Annotated in this window: 14 protein-coding genes and 1 tRNA gene; 12 read left to right on the forward strand and 3 right to left on the reverse strand. The window is 36.0% G+C overall.

Annotation, left to right across the window (positions count from 1 at the left end; genetic code table 11):
- Window positions 1–5: 5 nt before the first annotated feature.
- Window positions 6–602 carry a BON domain-containing protein gene (locus OOK89_RS04345; RefSeq protein ID WP_006279461.1) on the reverse strand — a complete coding sequence of 199 codons (597 nt, stop codon included), beginning with the start codon at window positions 600–602 and terminating at the stop codon, window positions 6–8.
- 140 nt (window positions 603–742) lie between these two features.
- On the opposite strand from OOK89_RS04345, the gene OOK89_RS04350 reads away from it, so the two are divergent.
- The 5 genes from OOK89_RS04350 (at window position 743) to lon (ending at window position 6,701) form a co-directional block, all read left to right on the forward strand.
- Window positions 743–824: transfer RNA gene (locus OOK89_RS04350), tRNA-Leu, on the forward strand.
- A gap of 158 nt (window positions 825–982) precedes the next feature.
- The gene (tig, locus tag OOK89_RS04355; RefSeq protein WP_151808083.1) at window positions 983–2,317 is read left to right on the forward strand and encodes a trigger factor; all 1,335 of its coding nucleotides are present in this window, start codon (window positions 983–985) and stop codon (window positions 2,315–2,317) included.
- An 11-nt stretch (window positions 2,318–2,328) separates the two neighbouring features.
- On the forward strand, window positions 2,329–2,955 hold the full coding sequence (gene clpP / locus OOK89_RS04360) for an ATP-dependent Clp endopeptidase proteolytic subunit ClpP (protein WP_006280254.1): 627 nt from the start codon (window positions 2,329–2,331) through the stop codon (window positions 2,953–2,955).
- Window positions 2,955–4,232 carry an ATP-dependent Clp protease ATP-binding subunit ClpX gene (gene clpX, locus OOK89_RS04365; protein WP_006279985.1) on the forward strand — a complete coding sequence of 426 codons (1,278 nt, stop codon included), beginning with the start codon at window positions 2,955–2,957 and terminating at the stop codon, window positions 4,230–4,232. Before clpP ends, clpX begins: the two co-directional genes overlap by 1 nt.
- Before the next feature lie 15 nt (window positions 4,233–4,247).
- Window positions 4,248–6,701 (forward strand): endopeptidase La, encoded by a 2,454-nt coding sequence (gene lon, locus OOK89_RS04370; protein ID WP_264718813.1) that lies wholly within the window; start codon window positions 4,248–4,250, stop codon window positions 6,699–6,701.
- 12 nt (window positions 6,702–6,713) lie between these two features.
- Here lon and OOK89_RS04375 read toward each other — a convergent pair whose 3' ends face one another.
- On the reverse strand, window positions 6,714–8,495 hold the full coding sequence (locus OOK89_RS04375) for an ABC transporter ATP-binding protein (RefSeq protein WP_458694368.1): 1,782 nt from the start codon (window positions 8,493–8,495) through the stop codon (window positions 6,714–6,716).
- A 286-nt stretch (window positions 8,496–8,781) separates the two neighbouring features.
- Here OOK89_RS04375 and OOK89_RS04380 point away from each other — a divergent pair, with 286 nt between their 5' ends.
- From OOK89_RS04380 to recJ, 5 genes are all read left to right on the forward strand, one after another.
- Window positions 8,782–9,789, forward strand: coding sequence for a Na+/H+ antiporter NhaC family protein (locus tag OOK89_RS04380; protein WP_264718815.1), 1,008 nt, complete (start codon window positions 8,782–8,784; stop codon window positions 9,787–9,789).
- The gene (locus OOK89_RS04385) at window positions 9,734–10,078 is read left to right on the forward strand and encodes a Na+/H+ antiporter NhaC family protein (protein ID WP_264718816.1); all 345 of its coding nucleotides are present in this window, start codon (window positions 9,734–9,736) and stop codon (window positions 10,076–10,078) included. Before OOK89_RS04380 ends, OOK89_RS04385 begins: the two co-directional genes overlap by 56 nt.
- Before the next feature lie 34 nt (window positions 10,079–10,112).
- Window positions 10,113–11,372 carry a cbb3-type cytochrome c oxidase subunit I gene (locus OOK89_RS04390; protein WP_264718818.1) on the forward strand — a complete coding sequence of 420 codons (1,260 nt, stop codon included), beginning with the start codon at window positions 10,113–10,115 and terminating at the stop codon, window positions 11,370–11,372.
- 536 nt (window positions 11,373–11,908) lie between these two features.
- Window positions 11,909–12,274 carry a hypothetical protein gene (locus OOK89_RS04395; RefSeq protein ID WP_264718819.1) on the forward strand — a complete coding sequence of 122 codons (366 nt, stop codon included), beginning with the start codon at window positions 11,909–11,911 and terminating at the stop codon, window positions 12,272–12,274.
- A 56-nt stretch (window positions 12,275–12,330) separates the two neighbouring features.
- Window positions 12,331–14,070 (forward strand): single-stranded-DNA-specific exonuclease RecJ, encoded by a 1,740-nt coding sequence (recJ, locus tag OOK89_RS04400; protein ID WP_264718820.1) that lies wholly within the window; start codon window positions 12,331–12,333, stop codon window positions 14,068–14,070.
- Window positions 14,071–14,967: 897 nt separating this feature from the next.
- Here the strand turns inward: recJ and ygfZ are convergent.
- Complete coding sequence (gene ygfZ, locus OOK89_RS04405; RefSeq protein ID WP_015589111.1) at window positions 14,968–15,774, reverse strand: CAF17-like 4Fe-4S cluster assembly/insertion protein YgfZ; 807 nt, start codon at window positions 15,772–15,774, stop codon at window positions 14,968–14,970.
- 186 nt (window positions 15,775–15,960) lie between these two features.
- Here ygfZ and OOK89_RS04410 point away from each other — a divergent pair, with 186 nt between their 5' ends.
- Window positions 15,961–16,242: a co-chaperone GroES gene (locus OOK89_RS04410; RefSeq protein ID WP_173862882.1), complete on the forward strand. Its 282-nt coding sequence runs from the start codon at window positions 15,961–15,963 to the stop codon at window positions 16,240–16,242.
- 100 nt (window positions 16,243–16,342) lie between these two features.
- Entirely contained in the window at window positions 16,343–17,992 is a 1,650-nt protein-coding gene (gene groL / locus OOK89_RS04415) for a chaperonin GroEL (protein ID WP_010962503.1), read from the forward strand.
- Window positions 17,993–18,037: the final 45 nt, after the last annotated feature.

The raw sequence follows: 18,037 nt of genomic DNA on the forward strand, positions 1-18,037 counted from the left end.
TTTGCCTAATGGCGTAACTTACTGTACCTATATCGTACATAACTTACAACTTGTTTTACTCCCTTTACTTTTCTTGCAATTGCTATTACAGCTTTTAATTCCGCTTTATTTTGGGCTATACCCATCAAATAAACAACTCTATCAACCGTATTAACGCTATAATTAATTGACTTAATATTTCTTTTTCCCAGGAGTCTTGTTCTTATTTCCGCTGTTATCATGCCATCTACAGTGGTGTCTAGCATGGAAGCCATTTGAATTGGTATTACTCTTATTTCATTTATCACTTCTTTAATTTCTTTTTGCTGCCAAGCTATTTTTTCTGCTGTAAGTTGTTTTTCAGGAGTGTCAACACTTCCAATGAGCAATACTCTTCCTTCACTTACTTTAACCTTTATGGATGAAAATAGCCCATGTTTTAAGAGCCCCTTATTAATTCTGATGACCATAGTCGTATCATCAATGATATTTCCCAAGGATTTGTCCTGCATTGTTATTGCTGTTGCTGTCGCTGTAGCCACCACACCACCTATTATAAGGGTTGTGCAACCACTTTGTGTAATCAAAAAAATTGCGAGTAAGAAGCTTGTTATTAATCTCATTATTGATTTTCAGGGTTTAGAGCTTTCATTAAGAAATGTTAATAAGCTTTTTTGATTGTGTAAATACCATAAATTAAGTAAGACTTTAAACCTTGAATATTTTTAATGGAATACCTATAATAGGGTACTGAAAATTTCTTGCGGATATGGCGGAATTGGTAGACGTGCCAGGTTTAGGTCCTGGTGAGCTTGCTCGTGGGGGTTCAAGTCCCTCTATCCGCACTTTAAAGTCATGTAACTTAGGTTTTAAGGGAAAATTTATAATCACTAAATACACTTTTGTTTGTGTAAAAACCTGTTCTTAAGGATTGTGTTTAACTTAAATTCTGGTAAAATGACTCTATTAAGATATGAATTAAAATGTTAATAAATGAATTATGATGTCTAATAATATACCTCAAAATACAGTCGAAGTAAGTAGCGTATATACCTACAAAGAGCTTAGTATAGATAAACTAAAGTATGAGTATGAAATCACAGTTGGTAGTGATTATATAAAACAAAAGGTAAATTCCAGGTTGCAAGAGATAGCAGAAAATGCAAAATCACCTGGATTTAGGGCTGGAAAGATGCCCTATGACCTTGTTGTTGCAAATTATAAAAACGAGGCTTTGGAATATGTGATAAATAATACAATTGATTATTGCTCAAGTGATTTGATGAAAAAAATTGAAGTCAAGTCTCACATTTATCCTAAGGTTGATGTTATATCATTACCAGATCTGGGCAAAGAAAATGAGGAGGGCAATTTTGTATACAAGCTATCTTTTGAGTCGATGCCTGAAGTACCGATGATAGATCTTGACAAAATAAACTTAAAGAAAATTGAAGCAAAGATTGAAGAGGAAGATATAAAAGAATTTATTGATTCTATCAAAACAAAGTTCCCCAATTTTGCCTCTGTTGATGATGCTTCTTATCAAGCGAAAGATGGGGATAAATTGATAATTGATTTTGAAGGGCGGATTAGGAATAAGCTCTTTCAAGGTGGAAGTAGCAAAAATTTTGCCGTTAATTTAGGGTCTGGCACATTTATTAATGGTTTTGAAGATCAATTAACTGGTATGAAAAAGGGAGAAACAAAGAACTTTAAGTTGAAATTTCCTGAAAATTACCAAGCCATTTCCCTTGCAGGACAGGAAGCTGATTTTTCTGTGCGAGTTAATGAGATTCAAATTGCCAAAGATTTTGAAAATGATGATGAAATAGCTAAGAGTATTGGGTTTAAAGATTATTCTTTGCTAATAAATCATGCAAAAAAAATGATTGGTGATCAGTGCACCGAAATGAGAAATCTCTTAATTAAAAAGGAGCTGTTTGATTATTTGGATGCTAACTATAGTTTTGATTTACCCACAGACATAGTAAAACAGGAGCAACAAAGAATGGAAGGAGAATTGGGTGCTCAAAATGATTCTCGTAAAGAAGCTGAAAAACGTGTAAAGCTTGCTATGTTATTTATGAAATTTAGTGCAGAACATAAAATATCATTAACTCAAAATGATGTTTTGAGTGTTATTGTAAATCAATATGTCAGTAAAGATGTGCAATTTGACAGAGTACTTAAGCATTTTGAATCAAATAAACAATTTCAAGAATTAGTTAGAGGGCAAGCGCTTGAGTATAAAGTGACAGATTATATAATAGAAAAAGTTAGTAAAGAAGAGCAGATTGTTTCTGTGAAAGAATTAAAGGAATTATTTGATAATATTTAGTAGGAAAAGGTATGACTCTTATACCAATTGTAGTTGAACAAACTAGTCGCGGTGAGCGCGCTTATGACATATATTCAAGACTAGTGAAAGAAAGAATAATTTTTGTAACAGGTCCTATTGAGGACAACATGGCCAGTGTAATAGTAGCACAGCTTTTATTTTTAGAATCGGAAAATCCCGATAAAGACATTTGTATGTACATCAACTCACCAGGTGGTGTTGTAACTGCTGGTTTGTCGATCTACGATACAATGCAATATATAAACCCAGACGTTTCAACTTTATGTATAGGTCAAGCTGCGTCTATGGGTTCTTTATTGCTTGCAGCTGGTACAAAAGGTAAGCGCTACTCTCTACCTCATTCAAGAATTATGATACATCAGCCATCTGGTGGTTATCATGGTCAAGCAACTGATATAGAAATACATGCTAATGAAATTTTGCGGGTTAAGAAAAAACTAAATCAAATTTATGAAAAACATACTGGAAATTCACTGAAGAAAATTGAAGGAATGATGGAAAGAGATAAATTCATGGATCCTGAAGAAGCAAGGAAAATTGGCTTAATTGACAGGGTGATAGCTGAGCGTACAGATATTGAAATTGAAAATATTAAAGTTAAACAAAAGGTGGGTTAATGGATAACAATAATGATTTACACTACTGTTCTTTTTGCAACAAGGCGCAAGATGAAGTAGATAAATTGATTACTAACTCTTCGGATGGTTTAAAGGTGTTTATTTGTAATGAGTGCATAGAATTATCCCATAAAGCAATAAGTCAAAAGAAAGATAGATCTTTTAATTCAGATCGTATATCTGATATGAAGCTATTACTAAAGAAACCTGAGGATATAAAAAACTTTCTCAGCAAGCATGTTGTAGGTCAAGAACACGCGCAACACGTTTTATCTGTAGCTATGTATAACCATTGTCAATCCATGGTACAATTTCATGCTATAAGTGATATTGAAATCGAGAAGTCAAATATAATGCTTATTGGTCCCACTGGTTCTGGTAAGACTTTGCTAGCCAAAACACTTGCTAAAGTTTCAGATGTGCCATTTGCTATGGCTGATGCGACAACTTTAACTGAGGCAGGTTATGTGGGTGATGATGTAGAAAGCGTGTTGTCGCGTTTATTACAAGCTGCAAATTATGACGTTGTAAAAGCACAGCGTGGTATAGTGTTTATAGATGAAATAGACAAGATTACAAGAAAATCTGAAAGCACTTCAATAACCCGTGACGTTTCAGGTGAAGGGGTCCAGCAAGCTCTGCTTAAGATTATGGAGGGTACAGTTGCTTATGTTCCGCCACAAGGAGGGCGAAAACACCCGCAACAAGAGTTTATACAAGTGGATACTAGTAACATACTGTTTATTTGTGGAGGAGCTTTTGAAGGCCTCGATAAAATTATTGAAGCGAGAAAAAAGGGAACGTCAGTTGGCTTTGGAGCAGATATAAGTCAGTCTAAAGAGCAAAAGAAAAAGAATGCTTTACATGATGTTCAACCTGAAGATTTAATCAAATTCGGTTTAATACCCGAATTTGTAGGGCGGGTTCCAATAACTGCTGTTTTAGATGAGCTGGATCATGAAGATTTAATACATGTGTTGACAGAGCCAAGGAATGCACTAATAAAACAGTACAAAGCATTGCTTGCGTTTAGCAAAGTAAACCTTGAGTTTTCAGATGAAGCAATATCAGCTATTGCTAAAAAGGCTATAAGCTACAAAACAGGTGCAAGAATGTTACGTGCTATCTTGGAGTCACTTTTGCTTGACATTATGTATACATCTGGAAACGGAGGCTTTGAAGGTAGCACTATAGTAATCACTAAGAAAATGGTAGAATTAGGAAAAGCAACGGTTAATCATAATAACAATGGCAATGTTATAACGGTTAATGATTAATTTGAGGCATATATTATGAACATTGAACGTTCTGTAAGCTCTAGTTTTACTGCATTGCCAGTATTACCTTTAAGAGATGTAGTAATTTTTCCAAATATAATGGTGCCTTTATTCATAGGCAGAGAAAAATCTGTTAATGCACTAGAGTATGCAATAAGTAGTAGTAATCACCAAAATGAGATTTTTCTTGTAGCACAGAAAGATGGCTCTGTTGATAATCCAGAGCCTGAAGATCTTTATGAAGTAGGTGTGTTAGCAAGCATTGTACAACCGTTAATAAAATTACCTGACAATGCAGTAAAAGTTATAATCCGGGGGATAAGAAGGGGAAGAGTTGTAGAATATATTAGCTCTCATACTTTATTACAAGCCAGGGTAGAGTTAGACAATCATTATAAAGAAGATGAAGACAATATTGATTTAGAAGCTTTAAGGCGGTCTGTTGTAGACGCGTTCGATAGCTGGTGTAAGCTAAACAAGAAAAATCAGCCCGAGGTTGCCATTAACTCCATTGATCAAATCAAAGAAGTTGATCAACTTGTAGACACGGTAGCTTCACATTTAAATATAAAAGTATCAGATAAACAAAGCATACTTGAGGCTTATGACCCAGAAGAGCGTTTAAAAAAAGCTTTTGCTTTTATTGAGAGAGAAATGAGTATTTTGAACGCACAAAACCGTTTATATAAGACAATTAAATCGCAAGTTGAAAGCACTCAGAAAGTTTACTACCTTAACGAGCAATTGAAAGCTATACAGAAAGAATTAGGCGAATTTGAGAATGGTGATGAAGGGAATATACTCAATGAATTTGAAAAAAAGATAAATGAAACAAAGCTTTCTCAGGAAGCAAGAGAGAAAGCTATAACTGATTTGAAGAGATACAAGAAAATGAATCCCATTTCTCCTGAAGCTACAGTTATATCTAGTTACTTGCATTGGTTGCTTGAGTTGCCATGGGGAAAGTACAAAGATGCAAAAATTAACTTAAATGCAGCTAAGAAAATCTTAGATGAAAATCATTATGGCATAGAGAAAGTAAAAGATAGAATAATAGAATTTTTAGCGGTATTAAAAAGAGTAAAAGAGATAAAAGGTCCTATACTTTGCTTAGTTGGACCGCCAGGTGTTGGTAAAACTTCTTTAGCTAAGTCTATGGCAAGAGCAGTAGGAAGAGATTTTGTTCGCATAGCTCTTGGTGGTGTGCGTGATGAGTCTGAGATACGAGGGCATAGGAAAACTTATATTGGCTCAATGCCTGGTAAAATCATTCAACACATGAAAAAAGCTAATTCATGCAACCCGCTTTTTCTGCTTGATGAAATAGATAAGATGGGTTCTGATTCGCGTGGCGATCCTGCATCTGCATTACTTGAGGTTTTAGATACTGAGCACAATAAACACTTTACGGATCATTACTTGGAAGTTGAGTTTGATCTTTCAAGTGTAATGTTTGTAGCTACGGCAAACAGCTTAAATTTACCACATCCTTTGCGTGATAGGATGGAAATTATACAATTGTCCGGGTATACTGAAGATGAAAAAATCAGTATTGCTACACACCACCTTATTCCGAAGTTAAAGAAGGAGCATGGTTTGTATCAGAAGGAATGGGACATAACTAATGAGGCGTTATACGAGTTGATACGTTTATATACACGTGAAAGTGGTGTGCGGAGTATGGAAAGGGAGCTTGCAAAGCTCATGAGAAAGGCAGTTAAAGAAATATTGACTGATAAAAATAAGAAAATATCCGTAGGGGTTGACAATTTACAAGATTATTTAGGGGTACGTAAATATACCTTTGGCATTGCGGAAAATGAGAGTTTAGTAGGAATAGTAACTGGGCTCGCCTATACTGAAACAGGTGGTGATATTTTGATGATAGAATCAGTCCTAATTCCGGGCAAGGGAGAAATAAAATACACAGGAAAGCTTGGAGAGGTTATGCAAGAATCTATAAAAGCTGCGTATAGTTATATTCGATCAAATTGTTTGTTTTTTGGTATAAAGCCCGAAAAATTCCAAAATAATGATATACATTTACATGTACCTGAGGGTGCGGTACCAAAAGATGGCCCTTCTGCTGGCGGCGCGGTATGTACGTCTATTGTTTCTCTTATGACGAATATACCAGTTAACAAAAATGTTGCTATGACAGGCGAAGTGACATTGCGTGGTAGAGTTTTAGCTATTGGGGGCTTAAGAGAAAAATTGCTTGCAGCGCTCAGAGGATCAATCAAAACTGTGATTATACCAAGTGAAAATGAGAAAGATATGCAAGAGATTCCGGCAAGCATCAAAGAGGGGATCAACGTAGTTTTTGCTAAGAATATTGATGAAGTTATGAAAGTTGCTTTAATGCACCCTACTACTCCAATTGATGGTGATGATAATCAAAATAGTGTGCCTTCCTCTATAGAAAATAAAGATGATACTTTTCCTATGTCGGAAACATTGAAGCATTAGATTAAGAAAATATTATACAATCTCCACTTCTTTTTTATCCGGCAAAAACCCACCAACTTGCGCATTCCATAGGGTCTTATACATTCCGTTTTTATCAAGAAGTTCCTGATGCGTGCCATCTTCTAAAATCTTACCTTGATCAAACACTAAAATGCGATCCATATGCAAAAGCGTAGATAGGCGGTGGGCTATTACTATTGTAGTTTTATCTTGCATCAACTCCCATAGAGATTCTTGAATATTACTTTCAGTCACAGAATCAAGCTGTGAAGTTGCTTCATCCAGAATTAATATAGGAGCATTTTTTAAGATAGCTCTGGCAATTGCGATACGTTGCCTTTGTCCACCAGAAAGTTTCACACCTCTTTCACCAACGAGTGAATCATAACCTTGGGGTAATTTTGAAATAAACTCATGAACATGTGCTTTTTTTGCCGCTTCAATTACTTCATCATCGCTAGCATTTGTTTTTCCATAGCGAATATTCTCCATCAAAGTCCTATGAAAAAGCGATGGATCTTGTGGGATCATTGCGATTTTTGCACGCAAAGAATCCTGCGTAACATTACAAATATCTTGATCATCTATGAGAATTGCACCATCAGTTACATCGTAAAGCCTTAATATCAGGTTCACAAAAGTAGATTTACCACCACCTGAATAGCCAACAAGTCCTACCTTCTGTCCAGCTTTGATAGCGATTGATTTATTCTGGAAAAGAGGTTCGGTACCATCGTAATGGAATTTGACATTATTAAAAGTGATTTGCCCACTATTACATTTGAGAGAAACTGCATCAAGTTTATCCTGAATTTCGCAATGTATCATTAATGAAATTAAACTTTGCTTACATCTACCGACTGCTTTATTGAATTCATCGACCTCTGACATGGTGAACCACATCATATGTCCTGTTTCCATCGATAAACCTAATATTAAAGCAAAATCACCTATAGCCACTAAGTTTTTGCTGTAAAGATAAATTAGAAAACAAGCAGAAGAAGCCATCATAATGGCTATTAATCCTCCTTGTATGGAGTGCATGATAAATGAGTAAAAATGGGTTGCTGTATACGCTTTTTGCTGATTACACAAAAATGGAATCATTCTTGAATTTTCATAAGACTTTCTAGAAAAATTTCTGACATTACTTTGATTAGATAGAGAATCAACCAGCTCACCTATCACTATCGATTCTTCTTTAGCTTGAACATCAGACAGCGAAATAAGCTTTCGTGACATCATAATGCTTGCACTTGCAAAGAATATGAACCAGACAACCAATATGAAATAAAATATAGAATTTACAGAGTAAGCAGCTATAAAAGCAGCCAACAACAATGAAGCTCCTCTTAAGAAATTCGGTGCAACTCTGCTTATCAGAATTTCAATTCCATCTGCTAGATTAGTAATTTGTCTTGAAATTTTTCCTGATAAATTATCCTGATAAAATTTATTAGATTTTCCGAGTACATGATCCATCACTTTTCCAATGACACTATTAATAACAACAGGAATAAATCTACAGCGTATATAACCAATTCCTCTCCAAGTGAAATTATCAAATACGATAAAATTCATGACAATCAGGCTTGATGGTAATATTAAAATTGAAATATCTCCATTCTGCACATGTGGTAGAAGGTTGATGATGTTCTTAATCAGTATGCTGTTCAACGGTCCCCAAAATCCCGCAAAGATTGCAAGGGAAACAAAAATCGAGACCGATAATTTGTATGGTTTCAAAAAATGCCAGATGAAAGAATATAAAGTTTTAGGTAGCTGATGATTCATTTGAACACTCAATTTCTTCACCTTCCTTTCTATCTGGCAAAAACCCACCAACTTGCGCATCCCATAAGGATATGACTTGCTTTGTTGTTATGTCATTCATATTTTTTACTTATTCTATCTCCCAGTTTAATTCAAGTAGATGATAACAATCATATTATAATAGTCCTTTTCATGGAAACCTTTTCTGGTAGATTGCTTTCTAGAAAAACATTGGTCAAGATGCTAACTGTGGTTTATAATAATATAAATTATATCATAGTTGATTTGCATTTATCAGAGCTGAGGTATGTTTTATCTTACAAATTTTTTGCCTATTTTACTGTTCCTCTTTCTTTTTGTAGGAAGTGGTATATATTTTACTATTCTTGGCGTGTCAAATGCTTTTTATCAGTTATCTCCACTGGTAGCCATTGTTCCTGCCATAGCTCTGGGTTGGGTTTTATACAAGGGCAATACTGAAGAAAAAATGTATGCCTTTCTAGATGGGGTAAGAGATCGTAATATTATCACTATGTGCATCATTTTTTTACTTGCAGGTGCATTCAGTGAAGTAACTAAAGCAATCGGTAGTGCTGATGCCACAGTTAATTTGGCTCTTTCATTTATACCAACACAATTTTTACTCATAGGATTATTTTTTGTAGCAGCTTTCATCTCCACTGCTATTGGTACATCAATGGGTACCATTGCAACAATTGCTCCTATTGCAGTTGAACTGACACAAGCTGGGATTTCTCCTTCCTTAGGAGTGGCAACCGTTGTAGGAGGAGCAATGTTTGGCGACAATTTATCTATTATCTCTGATACTACAATTGCATCTGTGATGTCTCAAAAGGCTGATATAAAGAAAAAATTAAAACTGAATGCAAAAGTGGCACTAATTGCTTCTATATTCACAATAATTATATTATTTTATAGCTCAAGCAATAGTGCTGCTATTTCAGTTAAGGAGTATTCTTTATTGCTTGTGACTCCTTACATCATACTTATATTGCTTGCAAACTTTGGAATCAATGTATTTACGGCGTTGGTTTTAAGCATAACTTTTGCTGGAATTATTGGATTTATAAATAACAACAATTATGGGTTATTGTTTTTAAGCCAAAACATCACCAAAGGGTTTATGAGTATGCATGAAATTATGCTACTGTCATTGATGGTTGGCGGACTTTCAGGACTGGTAGGTAAAAATTCTAAGGAGTTTGCAGATAAACTTTCATCTTGGGTTATGATACAACGTGGTGGACAAAAAAACTGCGCAATTATTTATTGCAAAAATAGTCAGCATATTTGATATTTTACTTGCAAATAACACCATCGCTATAATTTTTAGTGGTGAAATTGCTAGAGATATTGCTAAGAAATATGAAATACCGCCTCACTATAGTGCAACATGGTTAGGCACATTTTCTTGTGTATTTCAAGGATTAATACCGTATGGCGCTCAATTGCTTTTGGCTAGCACTATTGCTGGAGTTTCACCTTTGGCAGTCGTGCCACACGTATACTATTGCTATGTTTTAGGTATTATTGCAGTGTTATATATTGTATTGAACAAAATTGAGAAAAAAGATTGTGCTTAATATACAAGACAACGCTCCGCTCTGTAGAAAATGGATGTTCTTAGCAGTATGTGCCCTTGCTTGCTCTGGATTGTTGTCAATAATTGTTATTTTTCTACGATTGCCTTTTATCTCCTCTCTTGTTCCTTCTGCACAATATATTTTTGATAATGCGCTGGTGATACACGTGAACTTGTCAATTTTAGTGTGGATGTGCTCTATAATATCTCTGCTCTTTATCATAAACCTACAAAATACCAATAGTTGGTTTAACTTTTCATGGGTTCTATCAACCCTTTCGATGCTGCTCATGTTTATATCCGCATTCGTTCCAAACACTGAAGTTATCAAAAGTAATTATATTCCCGTGTTACAAAACAAATTATTTTTACTTGGACTCAGTTTATTTATTGCCAGTATATTAATAAATGCGGTTCTTGCATATATGTCAAATAAGCAAGCCTCATACCTCTGCGTGGGACAAATTGGACTGGTTATTATACTTGTATCATCATTTCTTTGCTTTGTTTTAGCATATAATAATATGCCTCCAGGTCTATATCACTCAGATAATAATTTATTTTACGAATATCTCTTTTGGGGAGGCGGACATTTATTGCAGTTTGCTTTTACTCAAGGAATGTTTTTAGTCTATTTAATAATGCTAAGTTCCAATGATATTAGTCTAGCTTCAAGCAATAAAATTACTATTTTACCACTATTTATAAACACGATTTTAGCTGTAGGCGCACCGTTTGTATATTTTGTTTATCCAGTTGATAGTGCCAAGTTAATACAGTTTTTTACTTGGCATATGAGAATTGCTGGAGCAGTTTTGCCGTGCTTTTTGATAATATTAGTGTGCTACAACATCAGAACTTTTATTAATGATAAAAGCAACTATTTATTACATTCATTTTTGTTGTTCACTTATGGAGATGTGCTCGGAGTGTTGACTATTGAAGGTAATGTCACGATTCCTGCTCATTATCACGGTTCTGTAGTTGGTATCACTATAGCTTTTATGAATTTTGTCTACTGGATGTTACCTAAATTAAACTTTAAAGAGATAAAAAGTTCCATGGTAAGATTACAGATTTATGCCTACAGTATAGGGCATTTTCTCCATATCACTGGCCTTGTGTGGCTTGGTGGATATGGTGCTTTAAGGAAGGTTGCAGATCTGCCAAGTATTTCGTCAATGTTAGCACGCACGTGCTTCATTATAGGTGGCGCTATATCAGTTGTTGGTGGAATGTTGTTCGTAATAATTGTGCTTTTACATCTGTTAAAAGGCAAAGCGCGTACCAACTGACCCATAGAAACGAAAAAACTTCCTTGACAAACTCCGCCAGCGCCCTTATCATGATACTGAAGCTATTTATTTATCTTCTCTGTACAGATTAAATGACAAAAAAACTCACGTATCTGGCGTCCCATGTTTAATTTTTTGCACTATGTGCATCTTATGTCTTTATAAAATTTCTAGGTTTTTACCTAATATAAGCTGAAATGCGCTTATAAAGCATTTAAAACATCAAAAAACGCCGATTTAAAAAATGGATAGTGAATAACTAGCTACCCTAGGGTTTCTTTTGCCTTTTTTTCTGTTTAGTAAATTTCTTAATGTTTATAATTTAGATTAGTTGCGGCTTAAAAGCAACTAAATCGCGGTTATTAAGCGTTTAGAATAAAAAAACGCCATACTTGAAAGTATAATGTAAGTAATTAGCCAACCACGGGGCTTCTTTTGCCTTTTTTTTCATTTGGTAAATTTCTTAATGTTTATGGCTAAAGATTGCACGAATGTTGCAATTACAAAAGCGTTTCTACTAGGAGGGTGTCATCCCAGTGCTTGACACTGGGATCCAGCCTTTCTGCAATCTCATCGGAAACGTTGTAACCACTTTCTATACTAGTTTGCTTGTGAGCAACCTGGATCCCAGTGTCAGCTACTCGGATGACACCGAAGGGGCTACTCGGATGACACCATTCTTTTTCCTGGATCCAAATAGTCAAGGCACTGGAATGACAAAAAAAGGAGGCACTGGAACGACAAAGTGGAGTGTCTGCTTCTGTCATCCTATGATAGCTAAAAAGACCTGGTCACGCGCTGGAATGACACCGAAGGGGCTACTGCCCTCTTGGATGGAGACCAGTGTCAGCTACTTAGATGATACCTTTTTGCTACTTAGTTTAGGTTATGCAGAAGTCTAATACAATTATAGAACAAGCTTAAAAATTCTGGTAAAGTAGTTTTATTTACAAAGAATATGCTACTTGAAATTGAAAAGCGCAGCATAACAAATGCATTGTGGAAGTTGCAAGAAGCAGATCAAAGGCAAATCTTAACTCTTACACAGAGATTTGAGTTACCAGAAATATTAGCAAGAATATTGGTTACTCGTGGTGTTAACATAGAAAATGCAAGCGACTTCTTATATCCACTAATCAGATCGCTATTACCAGATCCCTTTCACCTTCTTGATATGGATAAAGCTGTTTCTCGTATAATACGGGCAATAAAAAATGATGAAAACCTTGCAATATTTGGTGACTATGATGTTGATGGTGCAACGTCGTCAGCATTGATTAACAGGTACCTGAGAGCAATCGATATACACTCTATAATCTACATTCCAGATCGTGTTGATGAGGGTTATGGATTAAGCACAGATGCTTTATTACAACTTAAAAAGAATGGAATTGATTTATGTATTTCCGTTGATTGTGGTACGCTTGCATATCAACCAATAGAAGATGCAAAGGCTTTTGGTCTTGATATTATAGTTGTTGACCATCACCTTGGTACGGAAAAATTACCAAGCGCCGTAGCAATTGTGAATCCAAACCGCCTTGATGAGAGCTCTCCTTATAATAACCTAGCAGCAGTTGGAGTGTCATTTCTGCTAATTGTTGCTCTTAATAAAAGCCTACGTGAGCAAGGATTTTTTACCAACAAAAAAGAACCAGATTTATTTGATCTGTTGGATTTGGTTGCCCTGGGAACTGTCTGTGATGTTATGCAGATCACAGGCCTCAATAGAGCACTTGTCTCACAAGGATTAAAAGTGATGTCAGCAAGAAAAAACGTTGGCTTGCGTGTTTTATTTGATGCTTTGGGAATCCTTGAAAAACCAAGTGTTTCGCGGTTGGGGTTTAGCATTGGACCGTGCATAAATGCTGGAGGAAGAATTGGAGAAGCATCGCTCGGTGCAAGGTTGCTTTCCACCGATGATGAAGAAGAGGCACATTCAATCGCGCTAAAATTAATAGATTTGAATAATGCAAGAAAAGTGTTAGAAAATGAGGCTCTCTTGGAAGCTACAGCACAAGCGGAAGAGTCTGCCCAATCAGGTGCGAATTTTATAATGATAAGCGGCAACTGGCACCAGGGAATAATTGGTATAATTGCATCAAGGCTAAAGGAGCAGTTTCACTTGCCAACAGTAGTGATATCTTTAAATAATGGAATAGGAAAAGCAAGCTGTAGATCAATTTTGGGAGTTGATATCGGTGCTGCAGTCCTTTCCGCAAAGTTTATAAATTTGATTATTGAAGGTGGTGGCCATAGTATGGCGGCAGGATTTTCAATTAAAGAAGACAAAATAAATGATTTACATGATTTTTTTACTGAAAGATTTTCAAACTCTATAAATGAGAAAACTTTAAAAGCTGATAGTATAGTAACTGCTAAAGCAATAAATTTGTCTTTATGGAATCAATTGCAACGCTTGGGACCATTTGGAGTTGGGAATCCTGAACCAAGGTTTATCATTCAGGGAGCAAAGATAAGAAAGCCTGAAGTTATAGGAGTTGACCATATAAAATGTTTCATCGCTGATGATAATGTTATGGTGAAAGCTATTGCATTTCGCTCTGCAAATACTCACCTTGGCTCTGCTATCATGCAGGGTAATGTTAAAGCCGTTTTGGGTAAAATCTCTATGAATTACTGGAATGGCAATGAATTTGTACAATTTTTAATAGAAGATGTATTGACCATTAGTTGAGTGTATCTGTTCAGCAGAGTGGCAAAATAGGTAGACAAGATAAACCAAAAAATCGAGAAAAAGTGAGTTTACAACAACTGGTGTCATGAAATTATCTGACACTGATTTCCATCCAAGAGGGTGTCATCCCAGTGCTCCTATAATGTCATCCCAGTGCGTGACACTGGGATGACACCCTACTTAACCGTCATACCGCGATTCATTCGCGGTATCTCTTAGCCGCTAACAAGTAGCGGGATGACGAGCTTATCGTCATGCCACTGCGAACCGTCATACCGCCGCGAACCGTCATACCGCGATTCATTCGCGGTATCTCTAGATCCCGCTAACAAGCAGTGGGATGACGAGCTTATCGTCACGCCGCCACGAACCGTCATACCGCCGCGGCGCTAACAAGAGATCCCGCTAACAAGCAGCGGGATGACGGTTGTCGTTTAGCCATAAACATTAAAAAATTTACCAAATGAAAAAAAAGGCAAAAGAAACCCTAGTCATTGTCTATTTTCAGTATTGGCGTTTTTAAGTCTTAAACACTGCAATTTAGCTGCTTTTGAATGCAACTAACCTACGCTGCAAATGTTTAAGAAATTTACTAAGCAGAAAAAAAGGCAAAAGAAACCCCGTGTTAGCTAGTTGTCACTCTCTAATCCTGCAAATTGGCGTACTATACTGTCTTAAACGACTTATAAGCGCGTTTCAGCTTATATAGGTAAAAACCCAGAAATGTTGTGAAGACATAAGGTGCACATAGTGCAAAAAATTAAAAATAAGACGCCAACTACGTTGTTTTCTTGCTGTTTAATCTGCACAGATGAAGATAACTGAATACCTTCAATACCATGATAAGGGCGCTGGCGAAGGGTGTCAAGCAAGTTTTTCGTTTCTATATGCGCTACCTTAAGACTTCAACGTCTTAACGCACCTAACTCCATCTGCATATAAATTTGCATGGCTCTTTCCAGTATTAAGCAATGCAAATCCAATGTTGTCTACACTAGAGCGCAGTTCCCCTATTTCCTCATTGTTTTCATTTGTCACTTTAGTGCCAATATCTGGAAGTGCGTTATCCCCCTCAACAAGGTAAAGTTTTCTTCTGAATATTTCTTGTCTGCTCATTCGATTTACGACTTCCTGACCTATATAACACCCCTTATTAAAGCTTATACCGTTTACCTTATCGATTAAAAATTGCAGCGGAAACGATGAATTCTGCACCATATCTTTCGCTCCATCTGGAACGAGATTTTGAATTCTAACTTTTTCATACTGAGTAAAATCCCCAACCGGCTCTTTTATTTCATCTTTATGTATGATCCTCATTCCTAGCAGCTTGTGCCTTGGATCTTGAAAAATAACTTGTGACTTACCACTACACTCCGCCAACTTAGTATTAAACAAAACTCCAACCTTATATAGTGCGCTAACGTCTTTAATCTTCACTCTCAAGTAAGTTTTAAGCAAATCCAGTTTCTCGATTATTTGCTGCAAGTGCATGTTTTCGCACTCTAAGAGGGTGTATTTACCATATTCAATAAGAAAAAAATCATATAGATATTTTCCCTGAGGGCTAAGCAATAAAGAGTAAATGGCTTTTTGGCTATCCAACTTATTAATATCATTGGTTATAATACCCTGCAGAAAATCTCTAGTGTCAGGCCCATATAGCACTATCACACCACGACTTAAAAATGGTATATAACTCATGAAATCTCTATAAATAAATCTAAATTTTATTATATAACATTAGGCTTTTTTAGAAACTGCTTTTGGCGTGCATATTTTATAATGGCGTGCATATTTTACAAGCTCCAGCCCTTGAAATCTAACTTACGAGTATATATATATAAACTTATAAGTTAATTTGTTGATGAGGAAAAACAAATGTCAAGTATAAGTTTAAATGTATTAGATGATAGCGTGCTGATCAAGCCTATTAGCGAAGAAAAGCAAGGTGGAATTGTGCTTCCATCAAGTGCTGAAAAGAAACCTACTAAAGGTGAAGTTATAGCAATTGGTGAAGGTTCACGCAATTCAAGTGGCGAACGCGTAACTTTAACTGTGAAAGCTGGTGATAAAGTGTTCTATCGCCAATGGGCTGGTACAGAAATAGAACATAATGATGAAAAGCTTATCGTGATGAAAGAGTCCGATATACTTGCTGTCATTAAATAGCAGTCTTTATTTTACTAAACTTAAACAAAGCGCAACATGACGCATTGTGAATGATTTTATTATAGTTTTCTAAATTTTTTATTAACAAGAGGTGATAAAAATGACTAATGTAGTAGTATCAGGTGAGCAGTTGCAAGAAGCCTTTCGTGAAGTCGCAGCAATAGTGGATTCAACGGTAGCAATAACTGCAGGACCTAGAGGAAAAACAGTAGGGATTAATAAGCCCTATGGAGCACCAGAAATTACAAAAGATGGTTATAAGGTGATGAAGGGTATCAAGCCTGAAAAACCATTAAACGCTGCGATAGCAAGCATCTTTGCACAAAGTTGTTCTCAATGTAACGATAAAGTTGGTGATGGTACAACAACGTGCTCAATACTAACTAGCAACATGATAATGGAAGCTTCAAAATCAATTGCTGCTGGAAACGATCGTGTTGGTATTAAAAACGGAATACAGAAGGCAAAAGATGTAATATTAAAGGAAATTGCGTCAATGTCTCGTACAATTTCTCTAGAGAAAATAGACGAAGTGGCACAAGTTGCAATAATCTCTGCAAATGGTGATAAGGATATAGGTAACAGTATCGCTGATTCCGTGAAAAAAGTTGGAAAAGAGGGTGTAATAACTGTTGAAGAGAGTAAAGGTTCAAAAGAGTTAGAAGTTGAGCTGACTACTGGCATGCAATTTGATCGCGGTTATCTCTCTCCGTATTTTATTACAAATAATGAAAAAATGATCGTGGAGCTTGATAATCCTTATCTATTAATTACAGAGAAAAAATTAAATATTATTCAACCTTTACTTCCTATTCTTGAAGCTATTGTTAAATCTGGTAAACCTTTGGTTATTATTGCAGAGGATATCGAAGGTGAAGCATTAAGCACTTTAGTTATCAATAAATTGCGTGGTGGTTTAAAAGTTGCTGCAGTAAAAGCTCCAGGTTTTGGTGACAGAAGAAAGGAGATGCTCGAAGACATAGCAACTTTAACTGGTGCTAAGTACGTCATAAAAGATGAACTTGGAATCAAGATGGAAGATCTCACGCTTGATGATCTTGGTACGGCTAAAAATGTTAAAATTACTAAAGATAATACCACAGTTGTCAGCGAAAATAGCGATTCTGACAGTGTGAAAGCTAGAATCGAGCAGATTAAATCTCAAATTGAAACTTCAACTTCTGATTATGATAAAGAAAAGCTAAGAGAACGTTTAGCGAAATTATCAGGTGGCGTTGCTGTGCTCAAAGTTGGTGGAGCAACTGAAGTGGAAGTTAAAGAACGTAGAGATAGAGTCGAAGATGCGCTGCATGCAACAAGAGCTGCAATTGAAGAAGGCATAGTTCCAGGTGGTGGAGTTGCGCTTCTTTATGCTTCATCTGTTCTCGACAAATTAAAAGGTGCAAGTGACGAAGAGCAAATAGGCATAAACATTATCAAGAAAGTTCTCAGTGCTCCAATTAGAAGGTTAGTTAAAAATGCTGGTCTTGAATCTGCTGTTATAATTGACTATTTGATTAAGCAGAATGATAAAGAGCTTATATACAACGTTGAGGCTATGAATTACGCTAATGCATTTACAGCTGGTGTGATTGATCCAGCAAAAGTGGTGCGTATTGCTTTTGAAACAGCGGTATCTGTTGCGAGTGTGCTGATAACTACTGAATCTATGATAGTTGATGTACCAAGCAAAGAAAATGCTTCATCTCCTATGGGTGCAGGAGAAATGAGTGGCATGGGTGGATTCTAAGTAGAATGAAACCGTGGAGCAATTGCTCCACGGTAGTTCCAAAAA

The sequence above is a fragment of the Wolbachia endosymbiont (group A) of Lasioglossum morio genome (genome assembly GCF_947250585.1).
Taxonomy (GTDB): domain Bacteria; phylum Pseudomonadota; class Alphaproteobacteria; order Rickettsiales; family Anaplasmataceae; genus Wolbachia; species Wolbachia pipientis.